This is a genomic window from Synechococcus sp. MIT S9451 (assembly GCF_047304725.1).
In the GTDB taxonomy this organism is placed as follows: Bacteria; Cyanobacteriota; Cyanobacteriia; order PCC-6307; family Cyanobiaceae; genus Synechococcus_C.
This window is the reverse complement of sequence record NZ_CP138971.1, coordinates 2,439,028-2,455,371: the sequence shown is the minus strand read 5'-3', so window position 1 is coordinate 2,455,371 and position 16,344 is coordinate 2,439,028. Positions and strand designations below refer to the sequence as shown.

The following is a 16,344-nucleotide window of genomic DNA, read 5'->3' as shown; positions in this document are numbered from 1 at the left end:
GATGGCCGATCTGCCGGTCTTGTATCGAGATCGATGGGTTGTGGTGGTGGACAAACCTGCTGGCCTTCTTTGCCAGCCCGGTCTGGGCCCGGCGCAGCTGGATTCTTTGATCAGACGCGTCCAGCGATGTGAACCAGGTTTGGCCCTGGTGCATCGCCTTGATCGCGACACATCCGGCTTGTTGTTGTTGGCTCGCAATCCCGAGGCTTTGGCGGCCTTCAGTGGTTTGTTCGCGCATCGCCGGGTCCGCAAGCTCTATGTCGCGGACATCTGCACGGACCCTCCAGCTTTTGCCGGCCTGATCGATCTTCCCCTCGCCCGTTTGCAGCGTCACCCCCCTCGCTATGGCGAGCATCCTCAAGGACGGGCCAGTCGGACCCGATGGCGAGTTGCTGCATCGGCAGGGTCGCTTCGTCGCTTGTGGTTACAGCCCATCACGGGGCGATCTCATCAGCTCCGCGCCCATCTGGCCGCCCTTGGCTGTCCGATCCAGGGGGATCCGATTTATGCCGCAGATCAAGGCCGGTCGATGACAGGGCGCATGCATCTTCACGCCACCGCCCTCAGCCTTCCCCACCCTTTCATGGGCAAACGCTTGCGCTGCCGCAGTGCCGTGCCCTTTGCTTCTTCGCTGGATTAGGCCGGGAATCCTTTCTTGTAGGCGGGAATCGGATAGGGGATGCGGCGATGGCGCATCCGCCGCCACACGCGGACGAAAGCGCGTATGACAAGTTCCACCTCGGAACGACTGAGGCTGCTCAGCCGCAGTTGGCCATCGCGCTGTCTGGCTTCCACAATCCTTCGCACCGTGAGTTTTGCTTGCGCATCACTGGTGTCGGGTGGGAGGGATCGAAGTGCGGCTTCGCAGCCATCGGCAAGCATCAAAATTGCCGTTTCGCGTGAGCGAGGACGCGGACCCTTGTAGCGGAAGCGGGCTTCCGGGATCGAGGCATCCTGTTCGCGTGCCTTATGCAGGAAGTAGCCCATCTTCAGCGTGCCTTGATGCTCCGGGATGAAGTCGGCCACCGGTCTTGGCAGGCGGTGACGACGCGCCAGTTTCAGACCCTCATCGACGTGGGCCTGCAGAACTCCGGCACTGGCGAGGGGATCATTGAGTCGGTCGTGGGGATTCTCAATGTCTCCGACCTGGTTCTCGATGAACCACTCAGGCGCATGCAATTTGCCAACGTCGTGATAGAGCGAACCGGTACGGATTAGGTCGATATCGGCACCGATGGCCCGGGCGCCTTCCTCGGCAAGCCCGCAGATCATCAGGGTGTGTTCAAAGGTGCCTGGCGCTTCCGATGACAAGCGGCGCAGCAGAGGCCGTTCTTGGTCCGCCAGTTCCATCAGTCTTGCTCGGGTGAGCAATCCAAAGGATCCCTCGAGAATCGGGATCAGCAGGATCGCAACCATCAGCAGGATGCCCATGAGCAGGGCTTCAGAGGCCAGCTCTCCCGCATCAGGGGCCAGCCTGGTCCAGGCGCTGGCTCCGGTATTGATCTGGCTGCGGAGCAGCAGCATCTCCACGAAGAGTGCTGCCAGGGGCAGCAAGACGGTGAGCTGAAGCAGCTGGGCACGGCTGCGTAGACGTCCTGCCTGTAGTGCTGCCACCACGGCAATGGCCGCTGCAATCATCAGTCGCCCCTCTCCCAGTCCATTCACCGGCATGGGCCAAAGCAGGCTGGCGATGGCCAGCCAGGCCAGCCCGCAACTGGTGCCCAGCCCCTGGGCGAGCAGCAGCGTCGGCGGCACCAGCACTGCTAAAGGGCTCACGGCAGCACCAAAATGGAGCTTGCTGTACTGCACGAGTAGGAGGAGGCCCAGGCTCAGAAAGCTATGGGAGGCTTCCAGCTGGGGCCGTTCTCGCCGCATCAGCAACAGCAGCACGGCGCATCCGGCTAGAGCCTCTGTGAAGCGCATCGCCCATTGGCCCCAACGCGGCGTGCGTTTCACCTCGCCGAAATAATCAAGAACGTCATAGGCCTGGGGGCTGATCGGTTCTCCCTTGCGGGTGATCAGGCTGCCCTTCGTGACCTTGATTTCGGGTTTTCCCTGTTTGGTGATTAGTGCCTCGAGCTTGCGCTGGCTCAGCACAGGATCGGTGCGCAGGTTGCTGGACCCTTGAAAACTGGCGGCCAGCAGTTTGCTGCCAATGCTGCGGGCGGGATCACCCTTTGCACCAAGATCTTCCAGCTGAAGAGCTGCAGCCTGGCGGAGCTGATCCACCGCCAGGCTGTTCACCAACCCCTGGCTGAGCATGCGAGAGGCGGCATCCCGCACGGCCTCCCTCCAGAGCTGGGTGGTTTGTGGGGTCTGAGTGGTGAGCCAGAGCTGTTCCTCGGGGCTGAGGTTCACGGGACCTACCCGCTCGGCGGCATCGCTGAGGGCCACCCGCTGCAGTTCCTCCAGCTGCCGCTCTAGCCGTTCGCGCAGGCGTTGACTTTCCTGTCGGTCGATGACCTGCACGTAGGTGCTCGGCCCCAAACTGCTGCGTCGCTGTTCCAGCGCCTCACGGTCCACCACAAGGGCATCTTTGGGCGCGACGGCGTCAAAGGGAGCTGGAACGCCCGGACGCAGATTCGGTTCCCCTAGCGATGGCCAGCTTGAAACAAGTGCCACCAGCAGGCACATCATCAGCAGACCTGCCTGCTGAATCCGCCGCCAGCGCAGGATGGGCCGTCTGGGGGATTCGTTGCGCAGCCAGCTGTGCCAAAGCCGGCGGAGGCGTTGGAATCGAATCACAGCGGACGGCATTGAACACAAACGCTAGCTCCACCGAGCGGGCATGCTGGAGGGAACTACGGCGTCGGCAATGGCCCTGAGGCTGGATGGCAAGCAGCTCGCCTCTGAGCTGGAAACGCGACTGCGCCAGGAGATCGAGTCTGGGATCTCACAGGCGGGCCGTCCGCCAGGCCTCGCTGTCCTGCGGGTGGGCGACGACCCCGCCAGTGGGGTGTACGTGGCCAACAAAGAAAAGGCCTGTGCCCGGATCGGTGTTGCCAGCTATGGATCCCACTTGCCAGCAAGCAGTTCTCAGGCTGAGGTGGCTGCGGCGATTGCAGCCCTCAACGCCGATGATCGGGTCGACGGCATCTTGTTGCAGCTTCCATTGCCGGGAGGGCTGGAAGAGGGACCGCTGTTAGAGCAGATTGATCCTGACAAGGATGCCGACGGTCTCCATACGCTGAATCTCGGCCGTCTGCTCAAAGGACAGACGGGCCCGCGCAGCTGCACACCTGCCGGGGTGATGGCCCTTTTGGCTCGACATCAGTTCTCGTTAGAAGGCAAACGGGCCGTGGTGGTGGGTCGCAGCATCCTGGTGGGTCAGCCCATGGCTCTAATGCTGCAGGCCGCCAATGCCACCGTGAGCGTGGCCCACTCCCGCACCAAGGATTTGGAGGCGATGACCAGGCAGGCCGATGTGCTGGTTGTGGCGGCCGGCAAACCACGCATGATCGGGGCTGAGCATGTGCGTCCAGGCGCGGTGGTGGTGGATGTGGGTATCCATCGCCTGCCAAGGGCGGCTGATGCCCCTGAAGGCACCAAGGCCAAGCTCTGTGGCGATGTGCGTGCTGAGGAACTGGAGGAGATTGCATTGGCGCTCTCGCCGGTGCCTGGAGGTGTCGGCCCGATGACCGTGACCATGCTGCTGGTGAACACGGTGGTGGCTTGGTGCCGTCGTCATGGCCTTGACCACGGCCTGGAGGATCTGGTGGTCTGATCCGATCTGTGTCCAGACCTGGTGAGTTGGCGCTTGGCCTGAGAGAATCCGGCCAGCTTTGTTCTCCCCATGACCGCCGCGGCGACCAGTCCCGAGAGCGCCCGGTCAGGGTCTGATCAGAAGGCTTTTGATTTCAAGGCCTACCTCGCGGCTCAGAAGCAGACGGTGGAGGCTGCCCTTGACGACTCTCTTGGCCCGGAAAAGCCTGAGTCCCTTCGGGAAGCCATGCGCTACTCGCTATTGGCCGGAGGAAAGCGCCTGAGGCCGATTCTCTGCTTGGCGGCATGCGAGCTGGCAGGCGGTGATCCGCAGTTGGCGATGCCAACCGCGGTGGCACTGGAGATGATCCACACCATGTCGTTGATCCATGACGATCTTCCGGCGATGGACAACGATGACCTCCGGCGAGGCCGGCCGACCAATCACAAGGTCTATGGCGATGCTGTGGCGATTCTTGCCGGTGATGCCTTGCTCACCCGCGCTTTCGAGATGGTCTCCCTGCGCAGTCCAGGGGTGCCTTCCGACCGTCTCCTCAAGGTGGTGGGTGAGCTCTCCTTGGTGGCTGGTGCCCCAGGCTTGGTGGGCGGGCAAGTGGTCGATCTGGAATGCGAGGGCAAACAGGTTGACCTTGAAACTCTGGAATACATCCATCTGCATAAGACCGGCGCCTTGCTCAAGGCCTGTGTGATTACCGGTGCACTGATTGGTGGTGCAGATGATGCACAGTTGGATGGCCTGCGGACCTATGCCCGGGGCATCGGCTTGGCTTTCCAGATCGTTGACGACATCCTTGACGTAACGGCCAGCAGCGATGTGCTCGGGAAAACCGCCGGCAAGGACTTGATTGCGGACAAGACCACCTATCCCAAGCTGCTGGGTCTCGAGGAGTCTCGACAGCGTGCCAAGACCCTGATCCAGGAGGCCAAGGGGTCGTTGGCAGCCTTTACGCACTCCGGTGCGGGAGCGGGACAGGAAGCTCCCCTGCTGGCGCTTGCCGATTATGTGATCGGGCGCGACCGTTAACCATGGCAATCCCGCTCTTGGTCACCCTTTCCAGTTCGGCGCAGTTGCTCGATAACGGTGTTTTGGTCTGGGGCCTTGTCGCCTGTGGTCTGGCCCAGCTCTCCAAGCTTCTGATCGAACTTGTCGTGCATCGCCGCTGGCGACCTGCTGTCTTGATCGAAACCGGTGGCATGCCTTCCAGTCACTCCGCTTTAGTCACAGGAACCGCAGCCGGGGTGGGATGGCAGAACGGGTTCAATGACCCTGTGTTTGCCTTGGCTGTCACGGTCGCGTTCGTGGTGATGTACGACGCCAGCGGAATCCGTCGTGCGGCCGGGTTCACAGCGGCACGCGTCAATGCCTTGCCAGACAGCAGCTGGGACACTCTCCCCGAGAAACCCCTCAAGGAGACTCTTGGCCATTCCCGCCTCGAGGTGCTGGTGGGCAGCCTGTTCGGACCGCTCATCGCGCTGCCAGGTCTGGCCTTGGCAGGTTCGCCTCTGGAGTTGGCCCAACGGATCGGCCAGGCGCTCGGGTGAGTGCTCCTCAGGACTTTGCTGGTGATCTGACGGCCGATCAGTGTGAGGCTGCGGCTGCATTCGAGCGATGGCTCAAGCAGTCTGATCACGGTGTTCCCTTCGTGCTCAGTGGTTTCGCCGGTAGCGGCAAGACCTTCCTGTCCATGCGATTGCTGCGCATGGTGGAAGCCACAGGGCTGTGTTGGACGGTCGTGGCCCCGACGCATAAGGCGGTGGGGGTTCTTCGTCAGGCCCTGGCCTTGGAGGGCTTGCAACCCACCTGGTATCCCTCCACGATTCACCGGCTACTGCGACTGAAGCTCAAACGCCAGGGAGATCGGGAGCTGTGCGAATCCACCGAGCAGACCGCTTTTGCCCTGGAGCACCTTGGCCTTGTGCTCATCGATGAAGCTTCGATGATCGACAGCTCACTCTTGTCGATCGCTCTCCAGTGCGCCCATCCCTTTCGCACCCGGCTGGTGTTTGTCGGAGATCCGGCTCAGTTGCCTCCTGTAGGAGAAGCGGAGAGCCCGGTGTTTGGGATCGATCGGGCCGAGAAGGCCTGCCTGACTGAAGTGGTGCGTCATCAGGGACCGGTGCTGCAGCTGGCGAGCTGTCTCCGCGATGGTCGCTTGGCCTGCGAACGGCCGCCGTTCTTCGCCGACGTCAGCTCTGATGTTGGCAGTGTGTCCAGCCTGGATCGGGCTGATTGGTTGGCGCGGGCTCAGGCGGCCCTGAAGCAAGCCTCAGTCTGCGACAACCCCGATGCGGCACGCATCCTCTGCTGGACGAACCGCAGCCTGGAGCAGTTGGTCCCCCATGCCCGCAGGGCGATCCATGGCGCCATGGCAGAACAGATGCCGGTGCTTCCTGGCGAGGTCCTGATCACTCGCACCGCCGTGATGGCGCCGGCCTCCCGGGATGGTGCTGAAACCGGGGAGGAACCTGATCTGGTTTTGGGATCCAACCGCGAGCTGGTGGTTGAGGATGTCACTCCCGACCCTTGTGATCTGAGCGAATTTGGCCTCAGCGATGCCGATCTCAATGCAGGCGGGCAGCTCTCACTCGATGGCCTAGGGACTCCTGTCATCGACACTCTCAATGCCCGTGTGCGTTGCGGTGAGCTCGAGCTCAGCTTGAGGTTGCTGCCGCCGGTGGGTAGTGAGGGCCGCCATCAGTTGGATCGGGTGCTGCAGCGGCTTCGCTCCCAGGCCAGGGATGCCGGCAAACGTGATGGTCGTCTTCTTTGGCGTCGCTTCTTCTTAATTCGAGATGCCTTTGCGTCGCTCGGACCCGCCGCCGTGCTGACCGTTCACCGCAGTCAGGGCAGCAGCTTCGGCAACGTCTTCGTCGCTGATGATGTGTTCTGGCCCAAGGATCTGGCCCTACGCCGCCAACTTGTCTATGTGGCGGTGAGCCGCGCTCGCCATGGGGTCTGGATGGTGGGGCGGAGCAGTTCAGCTCCTGTGGTGGATCGCTGGCAGCAGGCGCTCAGTGCAGCATGAGGCCGCTGAGACCTTGCCAGACCAGATAGCCACCCAGGGCCAGGCTGACGCCACTTACGACGAATTCACCTCGGGCAAACAGCAGCTGTTTGCCCTTCTCGAGAAGGGGCAGCACCTTCTGGCGACTCACCACCACAGCCATCAGCGGCAGCATCAGCATCAGGCTGGCCCCGGTGGTGAATGCAATCAGCCCAATAACCTCTTGCCAGGTGGGTAGTTGCGCCGCAAGCACCACAGCGGCTGATTTGGCAAACAGGAACAGATCATCGGGGCTGGCAACCTCGGTGAGTGCTCCCAGCCCGATCAAGAGGGGCAGGGGCATCGCCACAAAGCGGTCGATGCTGCGTGTCCAGGTGGGTGGATTATCACCATCGGCAAGGCTGCGCAGCAGCTCCTTCACGCCGATGGCGATCAGGGCACCGCCGGCCAGAAGGTCCAGTCCTGTGCGGTGCTGGGATCCTTGCGTCATGTCAAGAACCAGGGTGTGTCCAACTGTGAGCAGAAGGCTCACTGTGGCCAGTGTTGTGACCACCCAGCCGGCGACAAACCATCCGCCTCGCTTTAGCGGGTTCGGTCCCAACAGCAGCAGCAGCAGCACTGACACATGAATGGGTGAGAGGCTGATTCCCGTGCCGTAGGCGAGTAGCTCAGCCCAGAGGGTGGTGTCGCTCATCGCCTGGGAAACGCTCTGATGACGCTGATGCTGACGCATCAGCGTCTTTGAAATCGTTGGTCTGCTCAGAAACAGCCATCAGCGGGGGCATTCCAACGGCTCACGGCTCGGTGATGGTGCTCATACCCCAGCACGCAGATTGAACCGGTGGCGAGGCGGAAGAGCCCACCCCCGCTCGCACCGAGTCCTAACCAGCAGCCTGTTAGGGCCCTGAGCAGATGGCCATGGGCGAAAAGGGCTACATCACCGTCCCCTTTCTCGGCCATCGCTTGGTCAATCACCTGCTCGCATCGTGTTTGCACACCTGCTGCATCCTCTCCGCCTGGGCAGCCATGGCTCCAGATTGACCAATCGGGGACTGACCGCTGGATTTGCGTCGTTGTCAGGCCCTCATAGTCGCCGTAGTTCCACTCAACCAGCCCTTGCAACACTTGCGCTCGGGAGCTCAAGCCAGCGATTTCGCAGGTGCGCTGTGCCCGTTGCAGCGGTGAGGTGAACACCGCCGCGAAGGTCACGTTCGGCAAGACCCTGGCCAGTTTCCTGGCCTCAGCTTCTCCTTCAGGCAACAGCGGTAGATCGGTCTTGCCGGTGTGTCGGCCGTTGAGGGCCCACTCGGTTGCCCCATGACGCAGCAACCAGAGCTGGCGTTCCTGCATGCTGCGTCTCAGTATTTGATCTCGAACCAGTCATCGCCGGTGACGGGCAGCTGGCTTAGGCGCACCATCCGCACCTGAGCGGTGCAAGTGCCGCGCTCACACCAGAGGCGCAGTTCATTCAGTTTGTAGCTGGATCCCTCAGCCTGCACTTCCACTCTGCCGTCATTGAGATTGCGCACCCAACCGCAAAGACTCAGCTCTGTGGCCCGGCGACAACAAGCACTTCGGAAGCCGACGCCCTGGACGTCCCCTTCCACCATTAGTCGCCAGCGTTCTCTGAGCTCCTGCGATCGGGGCTTCTGCCGGGAGATGAAGCGACTTTGCTCCTCGCCGTTGCGGTTTCGACTGCGGCGCGCCATCGGCATGAGATCGTCCAGCATCCGCCCCAGTGGAGGTGTACCCAGCTGGCGTGAAGTCTTGGGTGATTCCATCCCTCTCTCCGTCGAGGCACTTGCCACCCTTCAACCTGCCAAAGGGACTCCAGATTGCCAACAGATCCTGCAGACAGTTTGCTGTCGATGGCATCCGGACTGTCTGCAGTCAGCTTCCAGCGATGGAATTCATGCCCGGTCAGGACATCACCGCGGCGAAGAAGCAATCCATCTTGATCGGCCTGGAGCTTGCGGTATCCCACCTGAAGTTGCCCCTTCTGGGCATGAAAGGGCAGCACTCCTGCCATCGCGTGGGCCTCACCCTCCTCATCAGTCAGGCTCTGTCCCATCAAAAGCATGCCACCGCATTCGGCGTAGATCGGCTTCTGCCCAACCCATTGCCGCAAGCCCTCGAGACTGTGTTTGCACTGGCTCAGATCTCTGGCATGCAGTTCGGGGAATCCTCCAGGCAGGATCAAGCCCTGAGCTTCAGCAGGTGGTGGTTCGTCTGCGAGTGGTTGCCAAGGCAGAACAGGCATTGCTAGGGCATCTAACCAGTCCTGCATCTCCGGGTAGCGGAAATGAAAGGCTTGGTCCATGGCCACAGCCACTGGGATCGGTTCCAGGGCTGCGCTCTGGGGCTGGCGTTCCATCTGCTGGTGCACCGGGTCGGGCCCGAGCACAGGGGCTTGAAGCAGCGGCAGCAGCGCGTTGAGGTCGAGGTGATCCTCTGCCAGCTTTGCCCAGGCGCCTAGCCGTTGCCGGAAGGTTTCGATCTCATGGGCGGGAGCGAGGCCAAGGTGCCGGCTGGGCAGGCTGAGCTCCACAGTGCGTGGCAGGCATCCCAGCAGCGGGACGCCGATGCCATCGAGCACGTCTTGCATCAGCTGCCTGTGCCGGGGGGTGCTCACGCGATTGAGCACCACCCCGGCCAGGTTCAGCTTGGGGTCATGAAGCTGAAAGCCTCGCACCAGTGCCGCTAGGGATTGGGCCTGGCCACCCGCATCCACGACCAGCACCACGGGGAGTTCCAGAAGCCTGGCCACGGCAGCACTGCTGCCCTCACTGGTGGGGCCGATGCCGTCGTAGAGGCCCATCACCCCTTCCACGAGGCAAAGCTCTGCGCGCCCGCCATGACCATGGAAGCTGTCACGGACCCAGGCTTCTCCGCAGAGGGGCAGATCCAGGTTTCGGCAGGGACGTTCAGCTGCCGCCGTCAGCAACTGCGGATCGAGATAGTCGGGGCCAACCTTGAACGGCTGCAGACTTTTGCCGCGACTTCGGGCGTAGGCGATCAGGCTCAGGCTGAGCAGTGTTTTGCCGCTGCCACTGGCTGGAGCAGCGATCAGACAGGCCATGGATGGCAGGGGGCATTGAGCGGCATCCCGCCGAAGGCGGATCAGTGAAGCAGCTTGGCAGCTAGCGGTGCGGCCGCTGCCAGCAATGGGGTGGTGGTGTCATGACCACCCTCGAGAAGCCTGGCGACATCCGCTTCCACAGGGCTGTGCTGAACCGGTACCACCTCCTCAATCAATTCCATGCTGGCCATGCCGCCAGCTTCAAGGCGCATGCATCCTCCGGATTCAGCACAGAGGATCACACAGGCGGCGGGTTGATGATCCGGCTGGCAGATCAGACGCATGCCCACGATCTGACCGGGGTGGATGCTGGGTTGCCCCATGGATACCGGTGCAACCCGCATCTTCACGGATGCACCATCGCTACGGCTAAAGGCGGCGGTAATGACTCCATTGCTTTCAGGCTCGCTACTGCCGAGCTCCCAGCCGAGTCGATCGGCGATCCATGCAGCCAGTAGCAGCCCTTGTACGGGATGCTCTCCTTCCACATCGATGTCGAGCTGCACCACATGGCCGAGGGCATTGCGCCGCTGCGGAGGGTCAAACACCATCGCCAAGGTTTCCCTCCACCCCCGCAGGCGCAGCCAATTGAGGTCATTCACTGATTGCCCAGCCTCGATGCGCTCCCGCAGCAGATTGAGGCAGTGGTGAGGTTGGCCCAGGGCTGAATCAAAAATCAATCTCCGGGGTGCGATGGCGAGACGCTCCAGCAGCTCTGGGGCTTCATCGAGGCTGCCGTTCCACCACACCCAGGAGGGCAGGTCTTCAGGCAGGAGGGGCTGAAGGATCGTGAGCCCTTGGGTGAGAGCGGCGTGGCCACCGCGGAGCACCACAACATCGCCGCAAGCTGCCGTGCCGCCGCCCTCTTCGGGAAGGGGACAGTAGGCGGCGACAAGCGTTTCAAGGGGGTGGCTCTCATCCAGACTTGGCGCCAGGGTGATCAGCCGACGCGGACGCAGGGTGCTGACGGAGGCATCCACATGTTGGCCGCGCAAATCTTCGGCCTGTTCGTCCCCGTTCAGATTGCCAAGGGCTTGCCCCACGCTGGCGGTGAGTGGGGGTGTGGTCAGGGGCAGATCGCTGTCGCTCACCACCTGGCGTGCCGCTGTGATCACCTCGTCGCGTTGCACACCTGTGATCGGACCGTTGATCCGTCCGGTGCGGACCAATTGCTGCTCAACCCAGGCCGGTTGCCATACCAGTAGGCAGAAGGTATGGGCCCCCTGGCTAGTGGGCTGATCCTTTGCCCAGAGCTGCTCGAGGTAGGCGGGAATCTCTGAGGGGGGAAGCTCCAGGGGGGTTTGGAGGGTGAGCTGGGGAGACATGGGAGCCGAAAAGAAGGGGGCGGCGGAAACAGAGACTGGGGTGCTGAGAGTGCGAGGAGTGCCTTAGGGACGTCGCCACAGCAGGCCATCGCGGGCCAGCATTGAATCGGCAGCAGCCGGCCCCCATGTGCGCGATTCATAGGGGTGGATCGGCAGTCGCCAGGGGCTGTCTTCGATCAGTTCCAGGAGAGGGGTGTAGAGGCGCCAGGCGGCTTCTACTTCGTCACTGCGGGTGAACAGAGTGGGATCGCTGAGCATGGCGTCGGCGAGGAGGCGCACATAGCCCTCATCGGAGGGCTCCCCAAACGATTCGTCGTAGGAGAATTCCATCTCCACCGGTCGACTGCGCATCCCAGACCCCGGCGATTTCACCTCGAAGCGAAATTCAGCGCCTTCATCTGGTTGGATGCGCAGGATGAGTTGGTTGGCTGTGGGGCTGCCGCCAGCGGCATCAAAGAGATGCACCGGTGCTTCGCGAAAGGTGAGGACAACCTCGCTTAGACGCTTCGCTAGCCGCTTGCCGGTGCGGACATAGAAGGGAACCCCCTGCCATCGCCAGTTGTCGATGAACAGCTTCATCGCGACGTAGGTCTCGGTGGTGCTGTTTGGATCCACTCCCGGTTCTTGGCGGTAGCCCTTCAGTGGTGCCGACTCACTACCCCCTGGGCCGTACTGGCCGCGGATGCAGCAGTTCCAGGGTTCAAGTTCATCCGCCAGGCGGGCCGCTTGCAGCACCTTGGCCTTTTCGCTGCGGATCGCCTCAGGGTCGAATCGTCCAGGGGTCTCCATCGCGGTGATCGCCAGCATTTGCGTGAGATGGTTTTGCACCATGTCTCTCAGGGCCCCGGAGCTCTCGTAATACCCAGCCCGTTCCTCAACGCCGACCGTTTCTGCTGCGGTGATCTGAACATTTGATATGTAGTTGCGGTTCCAGATCGGTTCAAAGATCGTGTTAGCGAAGCGCAGAACCATGATGTTCTGCACAGTTTCCTTGCCGAGGTAGTGGTCAATCCGGAAGATCTGGTTCTCTTGACCACAGGATTGGACAACTTTGTTGAGTGCTTGGGCACTGCTGTAGTCCCGACCAAAAGGTTTTTCGATCACCACCCTGCTGCGCTCAGGATCGCGGAGTAGGCCGGCATCGGCGAGGGCGCGGCAGCCGCTTCCGTAGAACTTGGGAGAGACGGAAAGATAGAAGGTGCGGTTGTTTCGGGTCGCCCGGAGCCTGTCAATCGTCTCCAGCCGTCCGCCCAGTTTCACCAGGTCCTCTGGCTTTTGAAGGTCGACAGGTTCATAGAACATCCCTGCCGAGAACTGCTCCCAGGCCTTCGGGTTGTCTGTGATCTTGTCCGCCATGGCCTCGGCCATCTTGGAGCGGAATTCCTCGTCACTCCAGGGGCGGCGTGCACAGCCGAGCACGGCGAACTCGCTGGGGAGCCTGCGCTGCATGAACAGTTCAAACAGTGCCGGCACGAGCTTGCGGTGCGTGAGATCTCCGCTTGCTCCAAAGATCACAAGGCATTGGGGTGCGATCACCCGCTCCTGACGCAGTCCGACCCTCAAGGGGTTTGTCGTCATCGTGGTGCTCATGGATCACCAGGCTCTGACGCAGGTTTAACCAGGATTCATCGAATGCACAGCGCCCTGGATCATCCCAGCCACGTTTTGTCGTTGTCTGCACAAAAACGGACAAAAAAAACCCGCCTCTGAGGCGGGTTCGAAGTGGCCGGTCAATCCTGCTCAATCAATAGGTTTCCACGTGCCAGCGATCAGCTTTCTTGAGCTGAGGACGCAATTTGCTCCAGTCGATATCTTTGGCGGACGCCGCAGCAGTCATGGCCTCATCGATCCCTGGCTCCATGCCTCGCAGGCCACACATATAAACGTGTGTCTTGGGATCTTCGATCATCGTGAAGATCTCGTCGGCGTGCTCCAGAACGCGGTCTTGGATATACATCCGTCCACCTTTGGTGTTCTTCTGTTCACGACTGATCGCCTTGGTGTAGCGGAAGTTGTCGGGGAATTGGCTCTGATAATGCTCAAAGTCGGCGTCGTAGAGCAGGTTCGGGGTCTTGGGTGCACCCATGAACAGCCATGCCTTGCCCCGGAAGTTCCAACCGTTCTTTTCTCTCTCAGCTGGTTCGAACATGCGCCGCAGGTAGGTGCGCATCGGGGCGATACCGGTGCCCGTGGCAAACATGATCACGTTGGCGTCTTCCTCTTCAGGAAGGAGCATCTCTTTGCCCACTGGACCGGTGATTTTCACCTTGTCGCCAGGCTTGATATCGCAGAGGAATGTGGAGCAGACACCGTTGATGGTTTCACCGTCTTTCTCGTACTGGAGCTGGCGCACGCAGAGGGAAACGGTATGGCCGGCCATGTTGTCGCCATGGCGTGTGCTCGCAATCGAATAGAGGCGGAGCTTGTGGGCCTTGCCTTTGGCATCTTCGCCATCGGGAATGATGCCGATGGATTGCCCCTCGACGTAGTTGAGATGAGGATCACCACCATTGAGGTCGAAGGTGATGTGATTCACCCGGCCGATGGCGCCTTCGCTGAGAAGGCTGTAATTCTCAGTCACCGTGCCGATGAAAGGCGACCTCGGCTTGTAAAGGTTGACGGGAACGGACTTGTGGTCGGGCTTTTTGGTCACAGGAGCGGATGCCTTGGTCTTGGCAGGGGTCGCCTTAGCAGGAGCTGCCTTCGCTGGAGCGGCCTTGGCGGGAGCGGCCTTAGCGGGAGCTGCCGTTTGGGACACATCAGTGGCGGCGACCACTGCGCTGATCTTGCCCCCCGTGGAGATGATCAGGCGAATCGTGTGTTGAAGTCGTGAATAGGGAACGGTGTAGCGGCGCTCTGCTTTGAGTTGGCGACCTGCTTGAAGTCCATGGACGATCACCGTGAACATCCGTTCGTTGGAATCGGAGGAACCAACAGTGCTGACGCGCATGGGCTTTGCCTAACCACTAAACCGCGCGATCATAGTCGTGAAGCTTCGCCTGCAGCGATTCGTCTGTGCGTTTGCTGCATTGCTTGCTTCGTCTCTGGACCATTTATGTCCGGAGCGAGCTTAAAGTTGTTCGATTCCACTTCTCCGTATTCGCTGCGACCTCCCTTTGCCGTCCTCTGATCCCACTGCTGTCAAACCCCGCACTCTCTTTGCAGGTGTGCCTGGATTTGGTGTGCGTCGTCAGACCATTGAGCAGACCATGGAACGGTTGCCGCATGGGACCCGGCGTCTGGCCGTGCAGCTGCGGACACCCTTAGATCTGGATCTGCTCTGGCAGGTTCTGACCGATTACGACCAGCTGAGCAGCTTTATCCCCAACCTCGCCAGCAGTGCAGTGTTGTCGCGAGAGCACAATTGCATTCATCTTGCCCAAGTTGGCAGTCAGCAGCTTCTCGGCCTCACCTTTACGGCGCAGGTGGAACTGGCCTTGACGGAGTATCGACCTGAGGGGTTGCTCCAGTTCCGGATGATCAAGGGCGATTTTCGTCGGTTCGAGGGCTCTTGGCGGCTTCAGTCGTTGCCTGATGGAACGTCTCTGCTGTACGACCTCACTGTGCAAGGTTGCATGGGAATGCCTGTTGGCTTGATTGAGCAGCGTCTCCGAAGCGACCTCACTGCCAATCTCCTGGCGGTTGAGCAGGAAGCTCTCCGTCGGCAGGCATCACCTGAATTGGCATAGGTCAACAGCTTGCCGCTCAGATCGCGTTTGATGTTGCGCGCGTCGCTCTAGGGATCAAGGGAATGAATGGATTCCCTTAGAAAAGATCAGCATCTCGGTCAGGCATGATTGATGCACTGACGTGAAAATTTCCAGTTATTAGATTTCTTGTTAGTGAATATGATCGACTTCGATGAATTCTTTTGCCTTTGACTTAAGGCGATTTTGATACCCCCAAGGGGATTCGAACCCCTGTCGCCTCCGTGAAAGGGAGGTGTCCTAGGCCTCTAGACGATGGGGGCGAGGCCGTGTTCGGAACGTTGTGTTCCCGAGCACCAAAAGAAATTACGGTTCAGACGGACCCTCCGTCAAGAAACTGGTCGCATCATTCTCTGACTTGGCCTGATCCTGTCCCTGCCAGACCGGAACCGTGAAGAAGAAGCAGGCACCCTCTCCCGGTGCTGAGACCACCCAGATCTTTCCTCCGTGCACTTCAACGATGCGCCTGCAGACCGATAGTCCCACTCCGAAGCCTGAGGTTTCGCTAGAGGTTTGCGGCAGGCGCACACGGTCCAGGAAGATCCGCTGCTGCTCCGCGATCGGAATTCCTGGCCCGCTATCGCACACGCTCACCTGAAGCCACTGACTGGTGCGGTGCAGCATGCTGAGTGACACCTTGCCGCCATCTTGGGTGTATTTCAATGCGTTCTCCAGCAGGTTGAGAAGCACCTGACGCATCCGTCTCTGGTCGGCATAGACCTTGGGAAGATCGGAAGGGATATCGGTGTGGATGCCCACATCACGGCCCAGCCACTGTTTCTCCAGCTCGAGAATGGCCTCGGCTGCAACGCTGGCGAGATCGAGTCGCTGGGGATTAAACATGGCTTCCCAGCGCGTGCTGCCAACCTCGAGCAGATCTTTTGACAGCAGGGCAATTTCCTCAAGTCGTCGTTTCAGGACGTCCTGGAAGCGGTTGTGATCGATCTGGCCGAGTTGCAAGCTCTGGAGCGCCAAGGTGGCTGCGGTGAGGGGTGTTCGCAGTTCATGGGCGACCATTCGTAAGAGGCGTTCCTGCGCCTGAAGTCGGTCGATCAGGGTTTCGTTCTCCTGGCGCAGTACCAGAAGCTGGTCTTCCAGTTGCAGCTCCCGCTGAGTGCGGCTTCCGTCCAGTTCTGTGGGTTGGAGGCTGAGCCCGAGGCCGCTGACCACTTCATCCTGTTGCCAGCGTGGCACCCATCCCCGTAATTGTTGGAAGATGCTGGTTCCGGCAAAGACCTGCTTGGGGGCGGGCTGCAGCTTGATCAGTGCAGGTGTCACCACCAGCCGATGCAATTCCAGGAGTTCAGGGTGGCTGGTTGGATCTGCCACCTGCAGGGTGACTTCAAATCCGCAGTCCTCACTCTCAAGGAACTGAATCAGGGATCGGATGTCTCCGCTGGACAGATGGTGCCTGCTGGCAACCAGCAAGAGCTTCAGAGGCTGACGCGGATTGGGAGCACTCCCATCCACAGGACGGAGATTGTCAAAGATGACGCTTACCTTAT

15 protein-coding genes and 1 tRNA gene are annotated in these 16,344 nt (G+C 60.8%); 6 read left to right on the top strand and 10 right to left on the bottom strand.

Features of this window, described 5'->3' with window-relative positions; translation table 11 throughout:
• The first annotated feature begins 1 nt into the window (after position 1).
• Positions 2 to 640 (top strand): RluA family pseudouridine synthase, encoded by a 639-nt coding sequence (locus SIB72_RS12745; protein ID WP_413744098.1) that lies wholly within the window; start codon positions 2 to 4, stop codon positions 638 to 640.
• Here SIB72_RS12745 and SIB72_RS12740 read toward each other — a convergent pair.
• Positions 637 to 2,757: an HDIG domain-containing metalloprotein gene (locus SIB72_RS12740; protein WP_413744097.1), complete on the bottom strand. Its 2,121-nt coding sequence runs from the start codon at positions 2,755 to 2,757 to the stop codon at positions 637 to 639. The two genes, SIB72_RS12745 and SIB72_RS12740, sit on opposite strands and share 4 nt — an antisense overlap.
• 58 nt (positions 2,758 to 2,815) lie before the next feature.
• On the opposite strand from SIB72_RS12740, the gene folD reads away from it, so the two are divergent.
• From folD to SIB72_RS12720, 4 genes are all read left to right on the top strand, one after another.
• Complete coding sequence (gene folD, locus SIB72_RS12735) at positions 2,816 to 3,724, top strand: bifunctional methylenetetrahydrofolate dehydrogenase/methenyltetrahydrofolate cyclohydrolase FolD (RefSeq protein WP_413745131.1); 909 nt, start codon at positions 2,816 to 2,818, stop codon at positions 3,722 to 3,724.
• Between the two features lie 69 nt (positions 3,725 to 3,793).
• Entirely contained in the window at positions 3,794 to 4,747 is a 954-nt protein-coding gene (gene crtE, locus SIB72_RS12730; protein WP_413744096.1) for a geranylgeranyl diphosphate synthase CrtE, read from the top strand.
• Positions 4,748 to 4,749: 2 nt separating this feature from the next.
• Positions 4,750 to 5,265: a divergent PAP2 family protein gene (locus tag SIB72_RS12725; protein WP_413744095.1), complete on the top strand. Its 516-nt coding sequence runs from the start codon at positions 4,750 to 4,752 to the stop codon at positions 5,263 to 5,265.
• Positions 5,262 to 6,749, top strand: a complete 1,488-nt coding sequence (locus SIB72_RS12720) for an ATP-dependent DNA helicase (RefSeq protein WP_413744094.1) — start codon at positions 5,262 to 5,264, stop codon at positions 6,747 to 6,749. Before SIB72_RS12725 ends, SIB72_RS12720 begins: the two co-directional genes overlap by 4 nt.
• Here the strand turns inward: SIB72_RS12720 and SIB72_RS12715 are convergent.
• From SIB72_RS12715 to SIB72_RS12685, 7 genes are all read right to left on the bottom strand, one after another.
• The gene (locus SIB72_RS12715) at positions 6,736 to 7,422 is read right to left on the bottom strand and encodes a GAP family protein (protein WP_413745130.1); all 687 of its coding nucleotides are present in this window, start codon (positions 7,420 to 7,422) and stop codon (positions 6,736 to 6,738) included. The genes SIB72_RS12720 and SIB72_RS12715 overlap by 14 nt on opposite strands.
• 65 nt (positions 7,423 to 7,487) lie before the next feature.
• The gene (locus SIB72_RS12710; protein ID WP_115119853.1) at positions 7,488 to 8,078 is read right to left on the bottom strand and encodes a histidine phosphatase family protein; all 591 of its coding nucleotides are present in this window, start codon (positions 8,076 to 8,078) and stop codon (positions 7,488 to 7,490) included.
• A gap of 8 nt (positions 8,079 to 8,086) precedes the next feature.
• On the bottom strand, positions 8,087 to 8,338 hold the full coding sequence (locus SIB72_RS12705; protein WP_371410863.1) for an acylphosphatase: 252 nt from the start codon (positions 8,336 to 8,338) through the stop codon (positions 8,087 to 8,089).
• Positions 8,338 to 9,807, bottom strand: a complete 1,470-nt coding sequence (locus SIB72_RS12700) for a cobyrinate a,c-diamide synthase (RefSeq protein ID WP_413744093.1) — start codon at positions 9,805 to 9,807, stop codon at positions 8,338 to 8,340. The genes SIB72_RS12705 and SIB72_RS12700 overlap by 1 nt, the downstream gene beginning before the upstream one ends.
• A 41-nt stretch (positions 9,808 to 9,848) precedes the next feature.
• Entirely contained in the window at positions 9,849 to 11,132 is a 1,284-nt protein-coding gene (locus SIB72_RS12695) for a glucose-6-phosphate dehydrogenase assembly protein OpcA (protein ID WP_413744092.1), read from the bottom strand.
• A 63-nt stretch (positions 11,133 to 11,195) separates the two neighbouring features.
• Positions 11,196 to 12,722, bottom strand: a complete 1,527-nt coding sequence (gene zwf / locus SIB72_RS12690) for a glucose-6-phosphate dehydrogenase (protein WP_413744091.1) — start codon at positions 12,720 to 12,722, stop codon at positions 11,196 to 11,198.
• A 154-nt stretch (positions 12,723 to 12,876) separates the two neighbouring features.
• Positions 12,877 to 14,082 carry an FAD-binding oxidoreductase gene (locus tag SIB72_RS12685; protein ID WP_413744090.1) on the bottom strand — a complete coding sequence of 402 codons (1,206 nt, stop codon included), beginning with the start codon at positions 14,080 to 14,082 and terminating at the stop codon, positions 12,877 to 12,879.
• A gap of 166 nt (positions 14,083 to 14,248) precedes the next feature.
• Between SIB72_RS12685 and SIB72_RS12680 the strand changes: the two genes are divergently transcribed.
• Positions 14,249 to 14,821: an SRPBCC family protein gene (locus SIB72_RS12680; protein WP_371410864.1), complete on the top strand. Its 573-nt coding sequence runs from the start codon at positions 14,249 to 14,251 to the stop codon at positions 14,819 to 14,821.
• 208 nt (positions 14,822 to 15,029) lie between these two features.
• On the opposite strand, the gene SIB72_RS12675 is transcribed toward SIB72_RS12680, so the two are convergent.
• Positions 15,030 to 15,102, bottom strand: a tRNA-Glu gene (locus tag SIB72_RS12675).
• Positions 15,103 to 15,145: 43 nt separating this feature from the next.
• The gene (locus SIB72_RS12670) at positions 15,146 to 16,309 is read right to left on the bottom strand and encodes a histidine kinase (protein WP_115119865.1); all 1,164 of its coding nucleotides are present in this window, start codon (positions 16,307 to 16,309) and stop codon (positions 15,146 to 15,148) included.
• Positions 16,310 to 16,344 lie beyond the last annotated feature (35 nt).